This window comes from Cupriavidus sp. GW823-FHT07B10 (assembly GCF_058794355.1).
Genome location: NZ_JBXAGS010000002.1, coordinates 608,160 through 628,483 on the forward strand (window position 1 = coordinate 608,160; position 20,324 = coordinate 628,483).

Annotated in this window: 20 protein-coding genes and 1 pseudogene; 8 read left to right on the top strand and 13 right to left on the bottom strand. The window is 64.8% G+C overall.

Features of this window, described 5'->3' with window-relative positions; genetic code table 11:
- The first annotated feature begins 68 nt into the window (after positions 1-68).
- The gene (locus AC1Q6V_RS07630; protein WP_454750390.1) at positions 69-902 is read left to right on the top strand and encodes an aldo/keto reductase; all 834 of its coding nucleotides are present in this window, start codon (positions 69-71) and stop codon (positions 900-902) included.
- A gap of 22 nt (positions 903-924) precedes the next feature.
- On the opposite strand, the gene AC1Q6V_RS07635 is transcribed toward AC1Q6V_RS07630, so the two are convergent.
- Positions 925-1,347: a hypothetical protein gene (locus tag AC1Q6V_RS07635; protein ID WP_011616033.1), complete on the bottom strand. Its 423-nt coding sequence runs from the start codon at positions 1,345-1,347 to the stop codon at positions 925-927.
- A gap of 204 nt (positions 1,348-1,551) precedes the next feature.
- Between AC1Q6V_RS07635 and AC1Q6V_RS07640 the strand changes: the two genes are divergently transcribed.
- Together AC1Q6V_RS07640 and AC1Q6V_RS07645 are read left to right on the top strand one after the other, a co-directional pair.
- Positions 1,552-2,130, top strand: a complete 579-nt coding sequence (locus AC1Q6V_RS07640) for a BPSL1445 family SYLF domain-containing lipoprotein (RefSeq protein ID WP_010813168.1) — start codon at positions 1,552-1,554, stop codon at positions 2,128-2,130.
- Positions 2,131-2,239: 109 nt separating this feature from the next.
- Positions 2,240-3,139 (top strand): recombination-associated protein RdgC, encoded by a 900-nt coding sequence (locus AC1Q6V_RS07645; protein ID WP_454750389.1) that lies wholly within the window; start codon positions 2,240-2,242, stop codon positions 3,137-3,139.
- 55 nt (positions 3,140-3,194) lie between these two features.
- On the opposite strand, the gene AC1Q6V_RS07650 is transcribed toward AC1Q6V_RS07645, so the two are convergent.
- Entirely contained in the window at positions 3,195-3,638 is a 444-nt protein-coding gene (locus tag AC1Q6V_RS07650) for a thioesterase family protein (RefSeq protein ID WP_454750388.1), read from the bottom strand.
- A 283-nt stretch (positions 3,639-3,921) separates the two neighbouring features.
- On the opposite strand from AC1Q6V_RS07650, the gene AC1Q6V_RS07655 reads away from it, so the two are divergent.
- Entirely contained in the window at positions 3,922-4,914 is a 993-nt protein-coding gene (locus tag AC1Q6V_RS07655; RefSeq protein ID WP_010813165.1) for a Bug family tripartite tricarboxylate transporter substrate binding protein, read from the top strand.
- 23 nt (positions 4,915-4,937) lie between these two features.
- Here the strand turns inward: AC1Q6V_RS07655 and AC1Q6V_RS07660 are convergent, their stop codons facing one another.
- Entirely contained in the window at positions 4,938-5,837 is a 900-nt protein-coding gene (locus tag AC1Q6V_RS07660; RefSeq protein ID WP_010813164.1) for a LysR family transcriptional regulator, read from the bottom strand.
- 246 nt (positions 5,838-6,083) lie between these two features.
- Between AC1Q6V_RS07660 and AC1Q6V_RS07665 the strand changes: the two genes are divergently transcribed.
- From AC1Q6V_RS07665 to AC1Q6V_RS07680, 4 genes are all read left to right on the top strand, one after another.
- Entirely contained in the window at positions 6,084-7,076 is a 993-nt protein-coding gene (locus AC1Q6V_RS07665; protein ID WP_011616034.1) for a tripartite tricarboxylate transporter substrate binding protein, read from the top strand.
- 27 nt (positions 7,077-7,103) lie between these two features.
- Positions 7,104-7,874, top strand: coding sequence for a class II aldolase/adducin family protein (locus tag AC1Q6V_RS07670; protein WP_010813162.1), 771 nt, complete (start codon positions 7,104-7,106; stop codon positions 7,872-7,874).
- A 36-nt stretch (positions 7,875-7,910) separates the two neighbouring features.
- Positions 7,911-8,948, top strand: a complete 1,038-nt coding sequence (locus tag AC1Q6V_RS07675) for a TauD/TfdA family dioxygenase (RefSeq protein WP_058698438.1) — start codon at positions 7,911-7,913, stop codon at positions 8,946-8,948.
- 138 nt (positions 8,949-9,086) lie between these two features.
- Complete coding sequence (locus tag AC1Q6V_RS07680; RefSeq protein ID WP_041687519.1) at positions 9,087-9,299, top strand: hypothetical protein; 213 nt, start codon at positions 9,087-9,089, stop codon at positions 9,297-9,299.
- A gap of 158 nt (positions 9,300-9,457) precedes the next feature.
- Here AC1Q6V_RS07680 and AC1Q6V_RS07685 read toward each other — a convergent pair.
- From AC1Q6V_RS07685 to AC1Q6V_RS07730, 10 genes and pseudogenes are all read right to left on the bottom strand, one after another.
- Positions 9,458-9,688 (bottom strand): annotated as a pseudogene (locus AC1Q6V_RS07685) (nuclear transport factor 2 family protein); the annotation flags it as partial.
- Between the two features lie 123 nt (positions 9,689-9,811).
- On the bottom strand, positions 9,812-10,333 hold the full coding sequence (locus AC1Q6V_RS07690) for a helix-turn-helix transcriptional regulator (RefSeq protein WP_454750387.1): 522 nt from the start codon (positions 10,331-10,333) through the stop codon (positions 9,812-9,814).
- Between the two features lie 2 nt (positions 10,334-10,335).
- A complete protein-coding gene (locus AC1Q6V_RS07695) occupies positions 10,336-10,620 on the bottom strand; it encodes a hypothetical protein (RefSeq protein ID WP_454750386.1) in 285 nt (94 codons plus the stop codon).
- Between the two features lie 173 nt (positions 10,621-10,793).
- On the bottom strand, positions 10,794-11,627 hold the full coding sequence (locus tag AC1Q6V_RS07700; RefSeq protein WP_327077473.1) for a transporter substrate-binding domain-containing protein: 834 nt from the start codon (positions 11,625-11,627) through the stop codon (positions 10,794-10,796).
- A gap of 84 nt (positions 11,628-11,711) precedes the next feature.
- Positions 11,712-12,185 carry a cupin domain-containing protein gene (locus tag AC1Q6V_RS07705; RefSeq protein WP_010813156.1) on the bottom strand — a complete coding sequence of 158 codons (474 nt, stop codon included), beginning with the start codon at positions 12,183-12,185 and terminating at the stop codon, positions 11,712-11,714.
- Between the two features lie 314 nt (positions 12,186-12,499).
- Entirely contained in the window at positions 12,500-13,315 is an 816-nt protein-coding gene (locus AC1Q6V_RS07710; protein WP_010813155.1) for an enoyl-CoA hydratase/isomerase family protein, read from the bottom strand.
- Entirely contained in the window at positions 13,312-14,547 is a 1,236-nt protein-coding gene (locus AC1Q6V_RS07715) for a CaiB/BaiF CoA transferase family protein (protein WP_454750385.1), read from the bottom strand. The genes AC1Q6V_RS07710 and AC1Q6V_RS07715 overlap by 4 nt, the downstream gene beginning before the upstream one ends.
- Before the next feature lie 75 nt (positions 14,548-14,622).
- On the bottom strand, positions 14,623-15,588 hold the full coding sequence (locus AC1Q6V_RS07720; protein WP_454750384.1) for a Bug family tripartite tricarboxylate transporter substrate binding protein: 966 nt from the start codon (positions 15,586-15,588) through the stop codon (positions 14,623-14,625).
- A gap of 62 nt (positions 15,589-15,650) precedes the next feature.
- Positions 15,651-16,589 (bottom strand): LysR family transcriptional regulator, encoded by a 939-nt coding sequence (locus AC1Q6V_RS07725; protein ID WP_439668257.1) that lies wholly within the window; start codon positions 16,587-16,589, stop codon positions 15,651-15,653.
- A gap of 1,684 nt (positions 16,590-18,273) precedes the next feature.
- On the bottom strand, positions 18,274-18,798 hold the full coding sequence (locus AC1Q6V_RS07730; RefSeq protein WP_010814719.1) for a PAAR domain-containing protein: 525 nt from the start codon (positions 18,796-18,798) through the stop codon (positions 18,274-18,276).
- Positions 18,799-20,324 lie beyond the last annotated feature (1,526 nt).

A 20,324-nucleotide genomic window follows, 5' to 3' on the forward strand; every position in this document is an offset into this window, starting at 1 on the left:
CAGGTGTTGTTAACTAGTGTGGTTGGGTGCCGCCCGGCACCTGACCCGGCAAACCAGGAAGCCGACACATGAAGCAAGTCACCCTGCCCGACGGCGAGCGCGTCCCGGCGCTCGGCATGGGAACGTGGAATATGGGCGAGTCGCGCGCCGCGCGCGCCGAAGAAATCGCCACGCTGCGCCTGGGCCTGGACCTTGGCCTGCGGCTGATCGATACCGCCGAGATGTATGGCGAGGGCCAGTCCGAGGAGATGATCGGCGAGGCCATCGCCGGGCGCCGCGACGAGGCCTTCCTCGTCAGCAAGGTCTATCCCTTCAACGCCAGCCGGCGCGGCACCGTGCAGGCCTGCGAGCGCAGCCTGAAGCGGCTGCGCACCGACCGCATCGACCTCTATTTATTGCACTGGCGCGGCGGCGTGCCGCTGGAAGAGACCGTGAAGGCCATGGAGGCGCTGCAGCGCGACGGCAAGATCCGCCGCTGGGGCGTGAGCAACCTGGACCTGTCCGATATGCAGGAGTTGTGGGACGCACCGGGCGGCGACCGGCTGGCCATCAACCAGTTGCTGTACAACCTGGGCCGGCGCGGCATCGAATGGGACCTGCTGCCGTGGCTGCGCCAGCGCGGCGTGCCGGTGATGGCCTACTCGCCGATCGAGCAGTCACGCCTGCTGGGCAACCCCGGTCTGAAGCGCTTTGCGCGCGACCACGGCATGACGGCGGCACAGGCGGCGCTGGCCTGGCTGCTGGCGCAGGACGGCGTCATCGCCATCCCCAAGACCAGCCGGCGCGAGCGCCTGCTGGAGAACCTGGGCGCGCTGTCGCAGACGCTGTCGGCCGCCCAGCTGGCCGAGCTCGACCGCATCTTCCCGCCGCCCGACGGCCCGGGCCCGCTGGAAATGCTTTGACCAGGCTGCCGCGCGCGTGCCCTCAGGGCACGCGGGCCACGTAGCGCTCGCGCTCGACGTAGCGCACCAGGTAGCTGCGCGCCTTCTCGCGGGTGTCGGTGGTCACGCGCGCCGCTGCCTGGCGCGCGCTGCTCTTGCCGTGCGACGACGACATCTGCCCATCCAGGTAGGTGCGGAAGGAATCATGCATGGCGCCCAGCTCAGGCTCGCACGCGGCCAGCGCCAGGTTGGCCACGTCCTTGGGCTGGCCCTTGGCCGACAGGTTATCGTTGGCCTTCTTCTGGGCGCAGTCCATGTATTTGGCGCGCAGCGCCTGCCAGCCGCTGCTGTCGACGGCCGACTGCGATCCGGCAGCCGCGGCGCCGGCGTCATTGGAAGAACCCGAAGGATGTGAAGCGCACGCGGCCAGGAAGGCCAGCGGCAGGGCTGTCAGGAGTTTTTTCATGGCTGGATGATGCGGTCACGGCGCATTGGGCCGTCCCATGTTCAGCCATGGGACGTTCCGGGCGCAAGACTGGCTATTCTTGCCGCGAATGGCCTCCCGGCACCACCTTCGTCACAAATGGAAACGTCTCTGCGCGGTCCGGCATTTGCCCGGGTGCTTCCGGCGCCTATGCTTCAAAGACGACAACAACACCAAGGAGACGAGATGAAACGTCGAACCTTCCTTTCGGCCAGCGCGGGTCTGGCCCTCGGCAGCCTGGCCCTGGGTGCCTGCACCACCACCAAGCCCGATGCCCCCACCGACAAGGCCGCGCGCCGGCGTGAGCTGGACTCCGGCGTGGACGGCACGCTGTCGCGCCTGTACAGCTCGGTCCAGGGCTCGCGCGAGCTGGGCAACCGCGCGCGCGGCATCCTGGTGTTCCCGAAGACGCTGTCGGCCGGCTTTATCGTCGGCGGCGAGTATGGCGACGGTTCCCTGCGCTCAGGCGGCGCCACGCGCGGTTATTACCGCCTGGTCTCCGGCTCGGTCGGCTGGCAGATCGGTGCGCAGTCCAAGTCCGTGATCCTGATGTTCCTGACGCAGGACGCGTATGACAAGTTCGTGCGCAGCGAAGGCTGGGTCGCGGGCGTCGATGCCACCGTGGCGGTGGCAACGGTTGGCGCCAGCGGCGTGCTGGACACCAAGACCGCCCAGCAACCCATCGTCGGCTTCGTCATGACCAATGCGGGCCTGATGGCGGGCCTGAGCCTCGAGGGCAGCAAGATCACCAAGCTCGACCTGTAAGGGCGGGCCTCTCGGTGACCGTCGCGCGGTCGGCGTGCCGCGCGGCGCCCTCCTTTTTCGCGGCCGTGCGCCGCGAGAGGATAGAATTCGTCCCTTTGGCCGAATTCCCATGTGGTTCAAGAATCTGCAGGTCCATCGTTTCTCCGCCCCGTGGTCGCTGAGCGCCGACGAGGTCGAAGCCAGCCTGGCGAAGCACGCCTTCTTCCCCGGTACCAGCCTCGAAATGCAAACCCAGGGCTGGGCCTCGCCGCGTGACAACGGCCAGCTGGTCCATACCGTCGGCGGCCAGATGCTGCTGACGCTGCGCACTGAAAAGAAGCTGCTGCCCACCACCGTGGTCAACCAGGTCACGCGCGCCCGCGCCGCGGAAATCGAAGAGCAGCAAGGCTACAAGCCGGGCCGCAAGCAAATGAAGGAACTGAAGGAGCAGGTCACCGAAGAACTGCTGCCGCGCGCCTTCAGCATCCGCCGCGACACGCGTGTGTGGATCGACCCGGACAACGGCTGGCTTGCCATCGACGCCGCCGCCACGGCCAAGGCCGATGAAGTGCGCGGCATGCTGTTCAAGGCACTGGATCCGCTGCCGCTGATCAACCTGCACGTCAACCAGTCGCCGGTGGCAGCCATGACCGAATGGCTGGCCGGCGATGCGGCACCGGGCGGTTTCAGCGTCGACCAGGAAATCGAGCTGCAGTCCGGCGCCGAAAGCAAGGCCACCGTGCGTTACGTGCGCCACCCGCTGGACCCGGAAGACCTGCGCCGCCATATCGCCGCCGGCAAGCGCTGCACGCGCCTGGCGATGACGTGGAACAACCGGGTCTCGTTCGTGCTGACCGACGGGCTGGTGGTGAAGAAGGTGGTGCCGCTGGACGTGATCAAGGAACAGGCTGACGGCACGGCGCACGATGAAGACGAGCGCTTCGACGCCGATTTCACCATGATGGCCGGCGAACTCTCCGGCATGCTCGGCGACCTCACCGAGGCGCTGGGCGGCGAGCGCAAGGCGTAAGCCGAACCTCTTGCAGGAACCGTGGCGCTGTTGACGGACAGCGCCACGCAGGCGATTACTCCATCCAGTTCACCTTCGGGAACCGCTGGGCGAATCCCTCCGGCATCGCCACCACTTTCTTCCCCACGTAGTCGAAGAAGACAAAGCCCGACTTGGCCATCGCGATCAGCGTGCCGTCGGCCGGCCGCGTGATGCGGAAGATGATGTCGCCGCCGTACTTGTTGAAGTCCATCACCCCCACCTCGAACTGCAGCTGGTCGCGCGCATGCGCCTCGTTGCGGTACATCGTGGCCAGGTCGGTCACGATGATGCCGACGCCTTCCTGCCGCACATCCTCGCTGCCGAATTCATACAGGAAGCGCGCCCGCGCCTCGGAGATCATCGAGATCATCGAATCGTTGGCCAGGTGGTTGGCCGAGTTGATGTCGGTCACGCGCACGGTCAGGTGCGTGGCGTAGCAGAACTGGTCGGCAGGCAGGTCGAGTTTGAGGCGGGCCATGATGGAAAAGCAAAAAATGGATCGGACGCCGCACGGGATCAGGCAGGCAAGCAGCAGAGACAGCGGCGGCGCCCATCATAAGGGAAACGTCGGCTCGGATTGCGGCACTGCCGCAATAACCCTCCCGCACAGGCCCCCGGGTAAGTACTCCCCACTCTTTTCGTCCATCCCGCCGATGCCCCGCCATGGCGCTGCCTCGTAGGCTGCGGGTTGCCGTGGTCACTGGCGCCCTGGCGCACCCGTACCGCGCACCGACACGATGTCAACGACTGGAGGAAACACCATGCAAGCCGACCGCCGCAAAGCCCTGCACTGGCTGGGAGCAGGTTCCCTGGCAGCCACCGCCTCGACTCTTGGAATCAGCCGGGCGTGGGCCCAGCAGGCTTACCCGTCGCGCCCGGTACGGGTGGTAGTGCCCTACCCGCCCGGCGGTGCCACCGACGTGCTGGCGCGCGCGCTGGGCGATCCGCTCAGCAAGCTGTGGCAGCGCCCTGTGATCGTCGAGAACCGCCCCGGCGTGGGTGGCATGATCGGCGCCGACGTGGTCGCCAAGGCGCCGGCGGACGGCTACACGCTGCTGCTGGGCTTGCCCAGCCTGGTGCAGACGCCCTATATGGTGGCCAAGCCGCCGTTCGATCCGCTGCGCGACCTGACCGCCATCTGCCAGCTGTGCACCTCGAGCCTGGTGCTGACTGCCAGCAGCGCCATGCCGCGCACGCTGCCGCAGATGGTCAGCCTGGCCAAGTCCCAGCCCGACAAGTATTCCTATGGCACCTATGGCATTGGCACCGGCGCCCATCTCTATATGCAGGTCTTTCTCAAGGGAGCTGGCGCCGAACTGGTCCATGTCCCGTACAAGGGCGAAGCCCCCATCGCCACCGACCTGATCGGCGGCCAGATCTCGCTGGGAACGCTGTCGCCGATGACGGTGCGCCAGCATGCGCGCACCGGCAAGCTCCAGCCGCTGGCGGTCACCGGCAATACCCGCGCGCCGATGCTGCCGGATGTGCCGACCTTCCAGGAACTCGGCTACAAGGGCCTGGACGGCCCGGCCTGGCTGGGCCTGTTCACCACCGCCGGCACGCCGCAGGCCATCGTCGACAAGGTCTCGGCCGATGTGGAAACGGTGATGGCCGCGCCGGACATCCGCCAGCGCCTCGCCGAGCTGGGGCTGATCGTCAAGACGACGCAGCCGGCGGCGTTCGCGGCGACGGCCAGAGCGGACCAGGCGTACTGGGGTAACGTGATCAAGGAAAACAATATCCGGCTGGATTGAGGCATGGTGTTGCCGGCATCGGCTCAGATGCCGGCTTCCCCGCACCAGCGCACCAGCGCGTCGCGGAAGTCGCGGCACAGCGGCGACAGGTAGGCGCTGGATCGCCAGAACACGGCCAGCTCATACTGCCAGCACATGCCATCGCCCTCCACGGCTTCCAGGCCCTGCGCCACCGCCTGGCCCAGCAGCCGCTGCGGCATGATGCCGAGCAGGTCGGTGTTGCGCAGCAGGTCCGCGAAGGACACTGACGAACTGGTGCTTTCCACGGTCACGCGCGGCGGCGGCAGGCCCCGGCTGGTGAAGCGCCCCTCGAAGCCGCTGCGCACATAGAGCGAGGTGGCGGGCGCCACCCAGTGCTCGTCCACCAGATCGGCCAGCGAGCGGAAGCGCGCGCGCCGCGGATGCCCCGCGCGCGCCACCACCTGCAGCGTCAGCGCGCCCAGCGGCAGGTACTCGACGCCATCGGTTTCGCCGTCCGGCATGGCGGCGCAGACCAGGTCCACCTCGCCGCCCTGCAGCGCGGCCATCAGCTGCGGGCTCAGGTGCGTGGTGATCGAGAACCTGGCCAGCGGCCGGCTGGCCAGGAACTGCTCAAGCAGCGGCGAGAACAGCGACGGCACCACGTGCGGCAGCGTCGCCACGCGCACCTGGCCGACGCGCGCCTGGCGCTCGTCGTTGATCTCGTTCTCCATATCGTCATTGGCCAGCACGATGCGCCGCGCGTGCGCCAGCAGCTTGTGGCCCACCGGCGTCAGCATGACGCCGCGCGGCATGCGCTCGAACAGCTGCAGTCCGGCCTCGCCCTCCAGCCGCGCCAATACCTTGGACAGCGACGACTGGGTCAGCCCCAGCGTGCCGGCAGCCTTGTGCAGGTTGCCGTGCTCGGCCACCACCAGGAACAGTCTGAGGTCTTCGGTCTTCATGCAGCGATTCCTGTGGTTGGCCGATATAGCGCGATGTTGCGACGGTGGCCGGGGCATTTTAGTCCGCGATTCCGGTTCGGAATCGGTTTGCCGGGCGCCGGCATCAATGCGCGCCGACATGCGCCATAGACTTTTCCGCATGCAGCACAGGACGGCGATCGCGCAGAGCCCGGACCACACGGGACGCTTCGAACGCATCCGGCAACCAGCCCGCCCGCGCTGCCGCAGACCAGACAAGGAGACCACATGCCCCGCCCACCCGACGCCCGCCGGCGCACACTGCTCAAGGCCATGCCGGCCGCCGCGCTCTTCCCTGCCATGCTCAGCCTGCCCGCCACCGTGCGCGCCCAGGCCTGGCCCGCGCGCCCCATCACCCTGATCGTGCCCTTCACCGCCGGCGGCGCCACCGACGTGCAGATGCGCGCGCTGTGCCTGGCGGCATCGAAGACCCTGGGCCAGCCCATCGTGATCCAGAACCAGCCCGGCGTCAGCGGCACGCTCGGGCCCGCCGCGATGGCGCGCAGCGCGGCGCGCGACGGCTACACGCTGGCGCTGATCACACCGGCGTTGTTCCGCCTGCCGCACCTGCAGCCGGTGAACTACGACGCGATCAAGGACTTCACCTACATCATCGGCCTGACCAGCTATGTGTACGGGATCTCGGTGCCAGCGGGCTCGCCTTGGAAGCGCTTTGGCGACTTCGTCGAGCACGCGCGCGCCAACCCTGGCAAGGTCAACGTGGCATCGGTCGGCACCGGCTCGCTCGGCCAGATCACCGTGCGCCGGCTGGAACAGCAGGCCGGCATCAAGCTCAATTTCATCCCCTTCAAGGGCGGCGCCGATGCGTTGTCCGCGCTGCTGGGTGGCCATGTCGACGTGATGATCGAAGCCGGCTGGGGCGCCATGGCTGAAGCCGGCAAGGTACGCCTGCTGGCCGTGGCCGAGCCGCAGCGCCTGAAGCGCTGGCAGGCCGTGCCCACGCTGCGCGAGCTGGGCTACGACATCACCGTGCAGTCCGAAATCGGCATCGCCGGCCCGCGCGCGCTGGACCCCGCGGTGGTCGCCACGCTGCACGATGCCTTCCGCCAGGCCACATCGGACCCTGCCTACCTGCGCGCGCTCGAATCCGAATCGATGCCCAACCGCCATATGAATACCGCCGACTACCAGCACTACGCCGCTTCGCAATTCGCCAGCGACAAGCGGCTGGTGGCCGAGCTCGGCATCCGGCTGGACTGAGCCCTACGCACGCAAAGGAGCCATCGCATGAGCGAAACCGATCCCATCCGTCCCGCCGCCATTTCGGACGCCGAGTGGGCCACCCGCATCGAGCTGGCCGCGCTCTACCGCGCCATCCACCGGTACGGCATGACCGACCTGATCTACAACCACATCACCGCGCGCGTTCCGGGCGAGCCTGAGCACATCCTGCTCAACCCCTACGGGCTGCTGTACCAGGAAGTAAACGCGTCCAGCCTGTACAAGATCCACCTGAACGGCGACATCGTCCACCGGCCCGAGCGCGATGCCGGAGAGCTGGGCCTGAACCCCGCCGCCTACGTGATCCACACCGCCGTGCACGCCGCGCGCCATGATGCGCTGTGCGTGCTGCACACGCATACGCGCGCATCGTCGGCGGTATCGGCCATGGCCTGCGGCCTGCTGCCGGTGTCGCAGCATGCGCATATGTTCTACGGGCGCATTGCGTACCACGACTTCTCCGGCCCGGTAGTCGACCTGGCCCAGCAGGGCCAGCTGGTGCAGGACCTGGGCCAGCACAACGCGATGATCCTGCGCAACCACGGCCTGCTGGTATGCGGGCGCACCATCGCCGAAGCCTTCTTCAACATCTACTGGCTGGAATCGGCCTGCAAGATCCAGGTCGATGCCATGGCTGGCGGCGAACTGGTGATGCCGTCACCGGCATCGCTGGAAGCCAGCCGCAAGGCCTTCGGCCGCGTAGCCATCCGCGGCGACCGCGAATGGGCGGCGGTGCGGCGCGAGCTGGACCACATCGACCCGTCCTACCGGCACTGACCCCGCCTTCGACCTGAGCACAAGACTGGAGACAACATGACCCAAGCCACCGCCGCCGATGCGGCAACCTTCGCAGTAGCCGTTCCCGCCCTTGGGCCCGATGTGCGCTGCCACGTGCTGCAGCCCGGCCGCCCGCCGCTGTTCATCGAACCGGCCGGCGAACGCCTGCTGGACCGCGCGCAGTTCCGCCAGTGGTCGCGCACGGTGCGCCCGGCGCTGGACGCGCTGATCCTGGAACATGGCGGGATCGTGCTGCGCGGCTTCCCGACCGCCGGCACGGAGGACTTTGCCGACTTCATCGAGCAGTTTCCGGCCTTCGACGGTGGCTACGCCGGCGGCCGCGCCCCGCGCGAAACCATCAGCGGCCGCGTGATGGAAGCCACGCGGCTGTCGGCCAGCGTGCGCCTGGCGGTACATTCCGAAATGGCTTACCGCCGCGACTACCCGCGCCGCATCGCCTTCTTCTCGCGCAAGACCGCCGAGGTGGGCGGCGAAACCCTGATCACCGATGTGCGCCACCTGGCCGAGCGCATTGACCCAGAACTGGCCGGCAGGCTCGCCACGCTGGGCAGCCGCACCGCGATCAACTTCGGACCGCGGCGCGATGCCGACGATGCCTCTTACGCACATATGGACGAGCGCGGCTGGAACCAGTCGTTCCATACCGAGGACCCGGCCGAGGTGAACCGGCTGTGCGCCGAGCGCGGGCTGGAACCAGTCTGGCATGAAGACGGCAGCCTGACCGTGCTCAATGCGCTGGAGCCGTTCGTGGTACATCCGCAGACCGGACGCAAGCTGTACCGGTCGATCCTGCATATGCTGCCGCAGGTGGAGAACCCCGAGCAGGACCTGGAACGGCGCAAGCGCCAGAAGTACCCGACCGGCGCCACGCTGGGCAATGGCGAACGCCTGACCGATGCCGAACGCGCGCATATCGACCAACTGTGCGACCAGACCACCTATAGCTGGCCCTGGCGCGATGGCGACGTGATGGTGCTGGACAACCTGCAGGTCTGGCACGGCCGCAACCCGTACCAGGGCACGCGCGACGTGCAGGTGGCGCTGTTGGATTAAGGCGCGCGGGCCGAGCCTGTTGCAGCGGGCAGGCGTCGATATAATCAGCCGCGCAACGCCATAAATTAAGACATTAAAACAATAAGCCATCAGGCGGACGGGGTGCAGCGTCTTCCTGACTTACGCTGCGAGGGAACCATGACCAGCGCTGACCACGCCCTGTCCGGACGGCTGTCCGCGACCATCCCTGCCCGCCGTGCCGCAGGCAGTTCCGTTTCTGCGCCAGCCGCGCCGCACACCCCGCTGCTGCAAGGCGTGCATCGTCGCGCAGACCAGCTGATGACGGCCATGCTGTGGGTGCTGGGCCTGCTGTCGCTGATCGTCGGCATCACTATGGGTCGACCGGGCTGACGCTGACACTGGGCTTGCCGATGGCGCTGCTCGGCACGCTGATGGCGGTCACCCTGCCCGCCCGCCTGGCGACGCGGCTGGCGATGGCCGTGCTGCTGATCGCTGGCCGGCACCTGTACGCGAAAGCGCATGATGGCCAGATCACCGGTGTACTCAAGCTTGACGTCCGACAGCACCGGCGCATTGGCCTTGTCTGCAAAGAAGCGCTGCTTCAGGTAGTCCGTGGCGGCAGCCTTGCCGCGCACAACCAGGCCATGCGGGTCGGATTCGCCGGTGGGCAGGGTCCAGACGAACTCATCGTCCAGGCACGCGGCGATGCGCTCCATGTCGGCGCGGGCAATGGCGGCGAAGAACTCGCCCATCACGGCTTTCACGTCTGATTCGGCCATCTTGTCTCCACTTCTGGTTGTGGTGCCCGGCTAGGGCGGTTGTCCGGGCATCTTGGCCAGAGGCCGGGATTCGTACCAGCACCCGAAAAGGATGGGCCGGGAAGCGGAGTCGACGGCCGACCGCTAAGCCACCAGCGACCGGAACTCCCGCGCCATCGCCGGAGCCACCTGGCTGGCGCACTTGGCCAGGTTCACCTGCATCGCCGTGGCCGCGATTTCAAGGAGCTCCGGCTTAATGTCGTAGCCGCGCTGCCCCAGCCACACGATCACGTCCAGCAAGTGCCACAGCGAACTGCTGCCTTCATGCACCGGCACCGGGAAGGAATCCGGGTAGCCAAGCATCAGCTTGCGCATGTTCTGGCGAGACACGCCAACCATCTCGGCAATATCCGTCAGCCCGACCAGGTCAGGCGCCGCCTCGATCAGCGTGGCCGATGGCATGGCGCGGCGGGCATCGGCCAGGGCACTCACCATGGCCACCCGCGCCGACTCTGCCTCACGGACAAATGCCAGCGCCACGCGGCCCGGCAGGCCGGTGCCCACCAGCGCGTCATCACACCCCGCCTCGGCCAGGCGTTCGACCAGCGCATCGGTATCGCGGTCCGCCTGCGACAGGTGAAATTTGAGGGTGAAGGCATATTCCATGGTCATGTCCTGAATTGCAGTACGCGCAGCGATGTCACTTCCCGCTGATGCGAGCAGTTGTCCACGATCCGCCGGATGGCATTGGCGTGGTTGCCCGGATTCTTTGGCGTGCTCCAGACGCTGGATACACAGAACTCGCCGCAGCGGCATTCCTTGTCGTTGTCGGGGCAGTAGATGCGGCCCCACGCATGACCGTTGCCCTTGGCCTGCTCGACACGCCAGCCATGCAGCGCTGCATGCCTGAGTGCGGCCTCAATCTCCTTCTTTGGGTGCCTGGCGCGGGTCATTCGTGTCTCCGAGACTAGATGCGCAATGACTGGTTGTCAAGTGACAACCAGAAAATAAGCACAATCCGAGTTGATCGGAGCATTGTCTTTGGACTTGCCCGAGCGGGCATTGAGAGGACTCTGGAATCGGCGGAAACGAAGTCGTAGCCGGGTGATGCAGGTGTTAGCGCATACTATTCACGCGGAGCGGCAACGACTCCGCGCAATGCGGCGCGTTCGATCGCCGCCTCAACCAGGCCTTCGGATTTCGCGCTCTCGACAAACTTGCGCGCGTAGGCAGCACTGTAATCCCGTCCTTTCGGCGTTGCCATCCCGGCCTTCTCCCCGCCGGACCGGCCCTCTAGCACGCGCGAACCCGCGAGTTTCTCGGCCTGGCTGTACATGCCTGCCTTGGTTCCGAAAATGACATCTGCCCTTCCGGCCCGCAGCGATTCAACCATGTCTGCAATAGTTGAAGACCGAACCAGCGTGGCACTCCGTATGGTGCTGGCAAGATAGGCATCCGGCGAGCTCTTTTCCACCACGCCAATCCGGACACCGGGCCTGTCGACGTCCGCCAGCGTGGTGATGCGCGAACCCGGCGGAACGAGGTAGCTGAACTCGACCTCCATGTATGGCGCGGTAAAGTCCACGACCGACGCGCGCTCGGTACTGATTCCCATCGTGGCGACATCCCACTCCCCGGTTTTTGCGCCGGCGATCAACGCCGGGACCGAAGTGTAGGCAACGGGCTCGAACGAAACGCCGAGACGCCGCGCCATTTCCTTGCCGAGGTCAACGGCAACGCCTCTGAACTCCCCTGACGCAGCATCCTTCGTCGCATGGATCGGGGAGCCCGATATGAATCCGACGCGGAGTTTCCCCGTCGGCGCCAATGCGCTCCGCGCATCAGGCGTGGGTGCCGTCCGGGGCCCCGCACAGCCAGCGAGTACCAGTGCAAGGATTACCGCCAGCCGTCGAATCGCACGCATGTCATGGCAATTGCCGCAAGCCACCGCCCTCTCCATCAGGTATTTGCCACGTCCGATGCCTGCTATGGTCCTGCCCGCGGCTTGCGCCGCTTTGAGACATCCATAGCCCCGCACCAGGCATTACTTCTTCTTCCTGGGATCATCAGCCGGGTTGACGAAGTTGAAAGCCCAGGGCCCCGACGCATTGATCTGGATAACGGTTTCCTCCTTGGTCCAGCCAAAGTGGCGCATCTTGGGTGGCATGACAATCAGGCTGCCGGCGCCGAGCGGCGAGGTCTTTTCCGGGTCGAGCTTGTCGCCCATGCCATAGTTGAACGTCCCGGAAAGCACGGTCACCCGCTCCACGCCCGGGTGCCAGTGCGCCGGCACCTTGGCATCCGCGGGCAGCTTGATCCGGGCCGTGAACGGCGCTTTCTTGTCCATCTTCCCCTCGAGGACGGCAAGTTTGGCACCCGGTATCAGTGGAAGGTCCGCCCATTTGACCTCGTCGGCAGTGACCATGACCATGTCGCCCGGCGGGGCAGCCAATGCCGCAGACATCGTCAGGCAGACGCCGAAGGCCAGTGTGGCAATCGGGGGAAGCTTGTTCTTCATGGCGCGCTCCTTCCTGAGACGGCAACCAGACGGTAGAAGCGGCGCGGCGATGGCACAGACCTTACAAATGCCATCTGGCACCGATTCCACCGCCAGCCGCGCTGGTGACACCCACTGCATGGCACAGGTTCAGGCATGCAGGCTCGAGCGTCTTTATCGCCCATAGCATTAATGTGATGCATATCGCGGGCCACCCGTGGCGGTAGGCTGACGAGCGGGCGCGTGACGCTCGCGCGATGTGTCGGTTGCACGGTAAATCAGCCAGATGGTTTCAATTTTGAAACACCGGCGGCTGGCGTACGAGGCCCCGACGTTCAACTCCCTTTCCATACCGGCGGGCGCCGGTTCACGAACGCATCCACCCCTTCCCGGAAGTCACCGCTGCCGTAGCACAAGCGCACCAGGTCATCCGTGTCGGCCACCGACTGCACGGTCTGGCGCCGCAACGCCTCCTTGACCACCGTCTGCGTGACAGGCGCCAGCGCGCCAAGCCGGTCGCATAGCGAGACGACCTCGGCCTCCAGCGCGTCGGCAGCGTACACACCCTCAAGAAACCCGCACGCGAGCGCAGCCTCGGCGTCGAGGATCTGCGCCAGCAGCAGCATGCGGCGCACCGGCTGCAGCCCCCAGGCCGCACGCAGCTTGGCAAGGTTCAGCGCCGACAGCGTATTGCCCAGCGTGCGCGCAATCGGCACGCCAAAGCGGGCCTTGGGCGTCGCGACACGGAAGTCGCACGCAGTAGCGATGGCCAGACCGCCACCCACCGCCCAGCCTTCGATAACTGCTACCGTTGGCATCGGCAGTTGCTCGACAAGGCGGACGCCTTCGTCGATACGCGCTTCGTAGGCAACCCCGTCCTCGCCGCTGGAGAACTGCTGGAACTGCGCAATGTCAGTACCTGCGACAAAGGCCTCTCCGCCCGCGCCGCGCAGCACCACCACGCGCGCACCCGCATTGCCTTGCGCCGCAAGCGCGCGGCAATGCGTGGCAAGTTGCTCGTACATGGCCCACGTCATCGCATTGCGCGCGGCTGGTCGGTCGAACGTCAGCGTTGCGACCTGTCCCTGCATCGTGAGCGTGACTTGTCCGTCGTTGCCGGGACCGCCTTCCGGCGGCAGCGCGGCCTTCATGATCCGAAGGCGCCGGCTACAGCCAGCGACTGTTGTTCGTCCTTCGGGATACCCAGCTCGGCCAGGACTTCTTCCGTATGCTGGCCGAGCAGCGGCGGCGCGCGCCGTACCTGCTGGGGCGTGCCGCCCATCTTCACCGCGAAGCCGATATTGGGCACCTTGCCCTCGATCGGATGATCGATTTCGATGCGCATCTGGCGGTGGCGGCCGTGCTCGCTGTCGAAGGCCTGCGGGTAGGTCAGGATCGGCCCGGCCGGAATGCCGACGCCGAGCAGGCGCTCGATCCAGTAGTCGCTGCTCTCCTTGACGAAGCTCTCCTCCAGCATCGCGATCAGTGCCTGCCGGTTGGCCAGGCGCAGCGCCACGGTGGCAAAGCGCTCGTCCGCGAGCAGGTCGGGCCGGTCGAGCGTGTTGCACAGCAGTTGCCACAGCTTCTGGTTGGTGGCCCCCATGACGAAGTAGCCATCGGCGGACTTCATCGCCTGGTAAGGGGCGCTCATGCGGTTGGCCGTGCCCAGCGGCTCGGGCTCGCGGCCCGTGCCCCAGTATTCGCAGGTGTCCCACAGCGAGAACGCCAGCGCGGAATCGAACAGCGACGCATCGACATACTGCCCCTTGCCCGTCTCCCTGGCGCCGATATAGGCAGACAGCATGCCGTAGGTGGCGAACAGCGCGCAGCCGATATCGGCCACCGGAACGCCCGCCTTCACCGGCGCGCCGCCCGGGTAGCCGGTGACGCTCATCACGCCCGACATCGCCTGCGCCATCAGGTCAAAGCCCGGCCGCCCGGCCCACGGCCCGCTCTGGCCAAAGCCCGAGATGCTGCAGTAGACCAGCTTGGGATTGATCCTGGCGAGGGTCTCATAATCGATCCCCAGCCGCTTCATCACGCCGGGTCGGTAGTTCTCCACCAGGATGTCGGCCGTTTCCGCCAGGCGATAAAGCACCTGCCGGCCGGATTCGGTCTTCAGATCCAGGGTGACGCTGCGCTTGTTGCGGTTCATGTTGAGGAAGCCCATGCTGTCCGAGCCCTTCATCTTGAAACCCATCGCGCCGCGCGTCTGGTCGCCGCCGTCGGGCGGTTCGATCTTGATCACGTCGGCGCCCAGATCAGCCAGCAGCATGCAGGCGTAGGGCCCGGCCATGACCTGGCTGACGTCGAGCACGCGCACGCCGGCCAGCGGCAAGGTGGAGGCAGGCGCCTGTGCGCCCGAGTCGCGGAAATCTGTCATGGGATGCTTCTTCCTGGATAGATGGATGGGCAGCGTGCGCGCGTGCGTCGGTTCTCGGCCATTGCCTTGCGGCGCTCAGGTCTCGGCCTTTACGCCGGCGTCCTTCACGACCTTGGCCCACTTGGTGGACTCAGAGGCGATGAAGGCGGCGAACTGCTGGTTCGATCCGCCTGAGTCCTCGGCGCCAAAACTCTTGAGCCGCTCGGCAACATCGGGCATGGCCAGCACGCGGTTGACGTCGGCGTTCATGCGCTGCACCAGCGCCGGCGGCATGCTCTTCGGGCCCACCAGGCCGTACCACGATGCCGCGTCCAGCCCGGGGAAGCCGGACTCCGCCAGCGTCGGCACATTGGGATGGCTGGCCGCGCGCTTCAGGCGGGTCTGCGCGATCGCGATCACCTTGCCCTGCTGGATAAACGGCGTGGCGGCGGTCATGGTGTCGAACGCATAGTCGATCTGGCCGCCGATCAGGTCCGCCACCAGCGGGCCCGAGCCCTTGTAAGGCACGTGCACCACATCGAGCCTGGCCTGCAACCGGAACATCTCCAGCGCCAGGTGCTGCGCCGAACCGATGCCGGACGAGCCAAAGGAAATCTTCCCCGGCTTCTGCCGGCACAGCGCCACGATGTCCGAAACGCTGCGCACCTTCTGCTCCGGACGGCAGGTCAGCATATTGGGCGTGACGCCCACCAGCGAAATCGGCGTGAAGTCGGCGCGCGGGTCGTACTTGACGTCCAGCAGCGCCGGGGCGATCGCGTGGCTGTTCACATGCGCCATCAGCAAGGTAGTGCCGTCAGGCGGCTGCTTGGCCACATAGGCGGCGGCGATGGCGCCGGTAGCGCCGGGCTTGTTCTCCACCAGCACGCTGGTGTTCCACATGACCCCGAGCTTCTGCCCGATCACGCGTGCCAGCACATCGGTGCCGCCGCCGGGGGCGAAGCCCACCACAATGCGCACCGGGCCGGCGATGTCGGCGGCGCGCACCAGGCTGGGTATCGCCAGCCCGGCCGCTGCCGCCACAATGAATTGTCTGCGCTGCATTGCGTGTCTCCGTCCTGTAGTTATGGAGCCATCATCCGCAATACATCCGCCGCGGGCTATCGCTAATTGGGGGATTCTGGTTTCGCGTTTTGCGCAAGCACCGCCAGCACGCTGAGCGCCGCCGAGGAAAGTGCCCCATGGGGCCGATGGCACAGCACAAACTGCCGCTGCGCCCAGGGCGCCGCAATGGGCAGCCGCACAAAGCGGCTGCCGGCCGCCACCTCGCGCGCGATCGCCTCCGGCATCACCCCGCCGCCCAGGTTCTGCGCCACCAGCGCAGCCATGCTGTCGAAACCGCCCACGCGCATGCGCATGCGCAGCACGCGGCCGGCCTCCTCCGCCAGCCGCTCCAGCACGATCGAGATCGCCGAACTCTCGCTGAGCACGATCAGGTCGCAGTCCAGCACGTCGTCCGGCGTGACCTTGCGGCGCCGCGCCAGCGCATGGCCGCGCGCCACCACCAGCACCAGTTCATCATTCCGATAGGGCGCGGTCGGCAGGTCGATCACACCCAGGCTGCCGTCGTAAATGCCGATGTCCACGGTGCCGCGGCGCAGCGACTGCTGGACTTCCGCGCTGTTCATTTCCTGCAGGTCGATGCGCACGCCGGGGCAGGCGGTGGCGCAGCGTTGGATGTCGAAGGGGAGGAACTGGATGACTGCGGATTTGGGCGCGGCTACCCGGACCACGCCCAGGTCGCCGCCGACAAAGGAGGCAGCGTCGTCCTGCATGCGCTGGACGGTGTGGGTGATGCCGCGGGCGTGGGCCAGTAGTGCGCGGCCGGCTTCGGTCAGGGCCATGCCGTGGGGCAGGCGTTCGAAGAGGGAGACGCCTAGTTGGGCTTCCAGTTCGAGGATGCGGCGGGAGGCGGCTGCGGGGGCCAAGTGGAGGCGCTCGGCGCCGCGGGTGATGCTGCCGAAGTCGGATACGGCGATGAAGAGCTGGACGGTGATGAGGTCGAAGTGCAGGCGGGGGGTGCGTGAGGGGGCGGTGGACGTCACGGTGGTCGGCGCTTAGGTGGGCGGCGTGGCGGGGGCAATGGCGATTCTCCACTTATTGAACGACGCAGACAATTATGGATTTCCCACGTAACCTCGCGAGCAAGGACGGCTATCGAATCGATGCCCCGCCAGGCGCCTTACAGCCATGGGGGTCCTGCGGCGCAATGGAAGCGGTTTGCGCATCAAAATATGTGCCGTCGTACCGGTCTCCGGAATATAGAAACGTGTAGATCAGCCTACGTTTGAATTGCCCCCTCAGGCGAAGCACTGGACTTGCGCAATCCTCGGCAGACACAGCGCTGGAATTCCGATACTTGAGGAGCGGTTGGTCAGACCCCTTGTACAGTACGACGACATCCCATCCGATAAACCGCATGGGGGCACCGCTCTCGTTGCCGAACGTTCGGGCGTGTGTCTGGCCATTCGCGCCGCCAGCCTTTAGCACTCGATACTGTACGTGGCACTCTCCGCAGGCATACTGCATGTGTATGACATCGATTGTTGTGTTCTCGTCCGACAGATGAAAGGGGTATAGGAACGCAGCCAGGAGTCCAGCAGCCAACAGCGACACTGGGATAAACACACGGGCTGCGATCTTGGCCGCGCTGTATCTGTACATGGGACACCCTAAGAGTTGCATGTCCAACTTTTGAGGCCCAGATCAGTGTGACCGGGCCTTCTTTCAACCGAACAGACCAACGCCTAGCGGCGGGTCGAAAGATTGGGCTTCGTCCGTCCATCCCTCAAGGCTCCCGCACCTGACCCGAAACGAAACCAAGCCCTTTGTTTCAACTTGAATCAACCTGCAGAAGGTGCCTGATGGAACGGTGCCGCTGAAAGGCCCTTGCCGTTTGAACACGTCTAGCGGCTCTTCGTGCAGGGGTACGGGTGCGACGGTGGTTCGCCCTAGCAGGTCGATACTACAACCGCTCCACCATGCGTAAAGCAGCGCGAACGCCAACCCCGACACACCTAGAGCAACGACTGATTTCCTACCAATTGCCGGAGGCGCCACCTTCGTAACCCTTTCCATAGAATCGGCGTTCAACAAGCCGGTTAGATTTCGATAGCACCGCCAACAGATCGGCCGGGGATACCGGCGTCGGCAAGTAGCGTGGATCGTGCGCCATGATACCGACCAACTCGAGAACGTCCGCGACGTTGGAGCTACACGAATTACTGAACACGCTGTACTTCTCGTCTTCGACCACTCGTCGCTCTAATTCGTCCTGAACGATCCTCCTTTCGCGTGGCGACACCCATAGGTACAGACCAACAACATCGCGCTTCACCCCTTGCGTATTGCTTCTCAGGTATTCCGTAAGCGAGCCCTTGAGTCGCTCTAATTCGTCCTGAACGATCCTCCTTTCGCGTGGCGACACCCATAGGTACAGACCAACAACATCGCGCTTCAACCCCTTGCGTATTGCTTCTCAGGTATTCCGTAAGCGAGCCCTTGAAGTACTTTTCATGTGCGCGGCTATAGACGGTCCCATCAATCCCAATTGCAGCATGACCGAATGCCGAGGCCGGACGAGGTAGCTTATCGAAGATGAGCACTTCCAAATATTCCCGCTCCACGGGAACCGGTTTAGGTGCATTCGCTGGCGTTGGCGTTGTCGTGCGCCTGGCGACAGGAATCAAAGTCTTGCCAGATGGGGAAACAAGCGCGCTCGACATTCAATCACCCCTCTACGTAAATGGTCACTTCCGCTGCGTGCATAGTGGAAGTCAGCAGATGGGTTCTTCCCTGGCCATCGGTCTTGCCAAACTCAGGACTGGCGCCTTCACGCACGACCGCATATTCGGTATTCGGCAATGGCGTTCCGGTCGAACTGTCCTGGAGCACGTACAGGTCGTCATACGCGTCGTTCTTGCCCCATGCACCTGCGATATGCGCCATCCCGCCTTCCGCGCTTGCAAAGCCCGTTCCCCCGCGCGGGTGCTCAACGTTTGCAAAGCCACTGGTTGACGAAATCAACTGCGCCCCGCAGGCGGTATGCATGCCATGCAGTGCGATCGACTTGCCATAGGCGGTAAAAGACGTATCACCTTCAATGATCGGGAACGCACCTTTGCACTGTGGACACGAAACCATATGCCCTACCGCGGCGACAGGTACGCCGTGGATCCTAAAATTCGGTATACCTTCTAACACCTCGCCGCCGTGCGTGGTCGTGTCGCCCTGCCGAATGATGCCTTTTCTCATCACAGGATGTCCTCCAGCAAATAGCTTGAATCGAGGAATCTAAACGAAGGTAGTCATTCGATCTATAAGTCTTTCCCTAAAAATGCGGTTTGACTTATTCAAATCAGATGTTAGCGAAATATCGCCCTGGTTTTCAGGATTTTTCCCCAGGCGCTGGGAGACAATGGCGCAGTATCATTTTGCCGATGGATTTATCTGGATGAAATGCAGGCCAAGCACGGTGGCTCACCCTTGGGGATCTATGGCTGCAGGCGTTGGCCGCTCGAATCGTAGCGGAGGGGTGTGAGGTGATGGTTCTACGTTGGTTATTCCTGCTGCCTTCCGTATTGCTGCCTGCTTCGCTTATCGGGCTAAGCCTCTTTCACATAGTTGCTGCGCCAACACGGGACGATATGTTCGTTGGCTATGCGGGCGTTGTGTCAGCTGCGGTACTTCTGGCTGACCTGATCCTTGTGCTGGTATGGCTTGGGGCGTTGGGATACTTGCTCTGGACCATCCCCGACCAGCGTCGCTCATTGCTGATGGTAGCCGGCATAGCCGTGGTGGCCTCCGTTGCCTGCTATGCCTTGGACACCAGAGTGATTCGAGTCATGTTCTCAGTGGCTGCGGCGTGACGCACGAATTGCGGTAGCACCATGACGGAGCTTGGGCTCCATCCAACGGTCGCGCCGGACGGGGTACCGTGGGATAGCACAGCATCAACTTTTTTTCCTGCGTGCCCTCCCCCATCTAGCGCGATTTGACAAAGGGGATAGACGGGCTTAGGTAGATGAACCGCAACGCAAGCAAGGTGGTTCACCTAGTGGATTCTATGTGCCGCGGCCATGACCTTGCTGGGGTATGACGTTCGCGGTGATTGCCGCTCGGACGCCCGTTACACTCGCACGAGCCACAACCGGCCCATTAGCTGCGATAGCTGGCACCACCGTTTTCTGCGCAGCTGTATTGGCGCTCATCGGTCTGTTGCTTTTGCTTTTTGTCTTTCTGCGCCGGCCGGGCAAACGGCTGCGGGCGTCTCTCTCCTACGCCATTGGTGTCTGCCTGTCTGTAGCGGTGTTTCTCGCGACGGACCGACGGGTTACGCGTCCGCTTCCTGAGCGGCATAGCGCCGCACAAGTTGGCCCTCTTCCTCAAAATCCGCGCAGCGTTCCCCGGAATTCTTCGAAGAACCTTTTTTGTTGCCATCGGACTCCTGTTCCCCGGCCTTGCGGTCCTCTCACTGGTAATGGGTGCATTCACTACTACCAGTTTCCAGGTATTGCACAGGGCCTGGCGCGGACTCATGATGGACTACCTTTGCTGAGCCAATAGCGCTGCGCGAAAGCCGGCGCTAGCACTGCTCATCATTCCAGTCTACAGGAGGCACCACATGAAACCCACCCTGATCAGTCTGGAGGCATTTAAGAGTAAGACTGCGCTTTCTGGCTTTCGAGGCAGGAAGAAGCTACTTGGAGCGGCCCCCTGAATCGCCGGACACAGTCCCCCACTTACAATAGCGGGTAGGCATACGACTGTGTTTATGACTA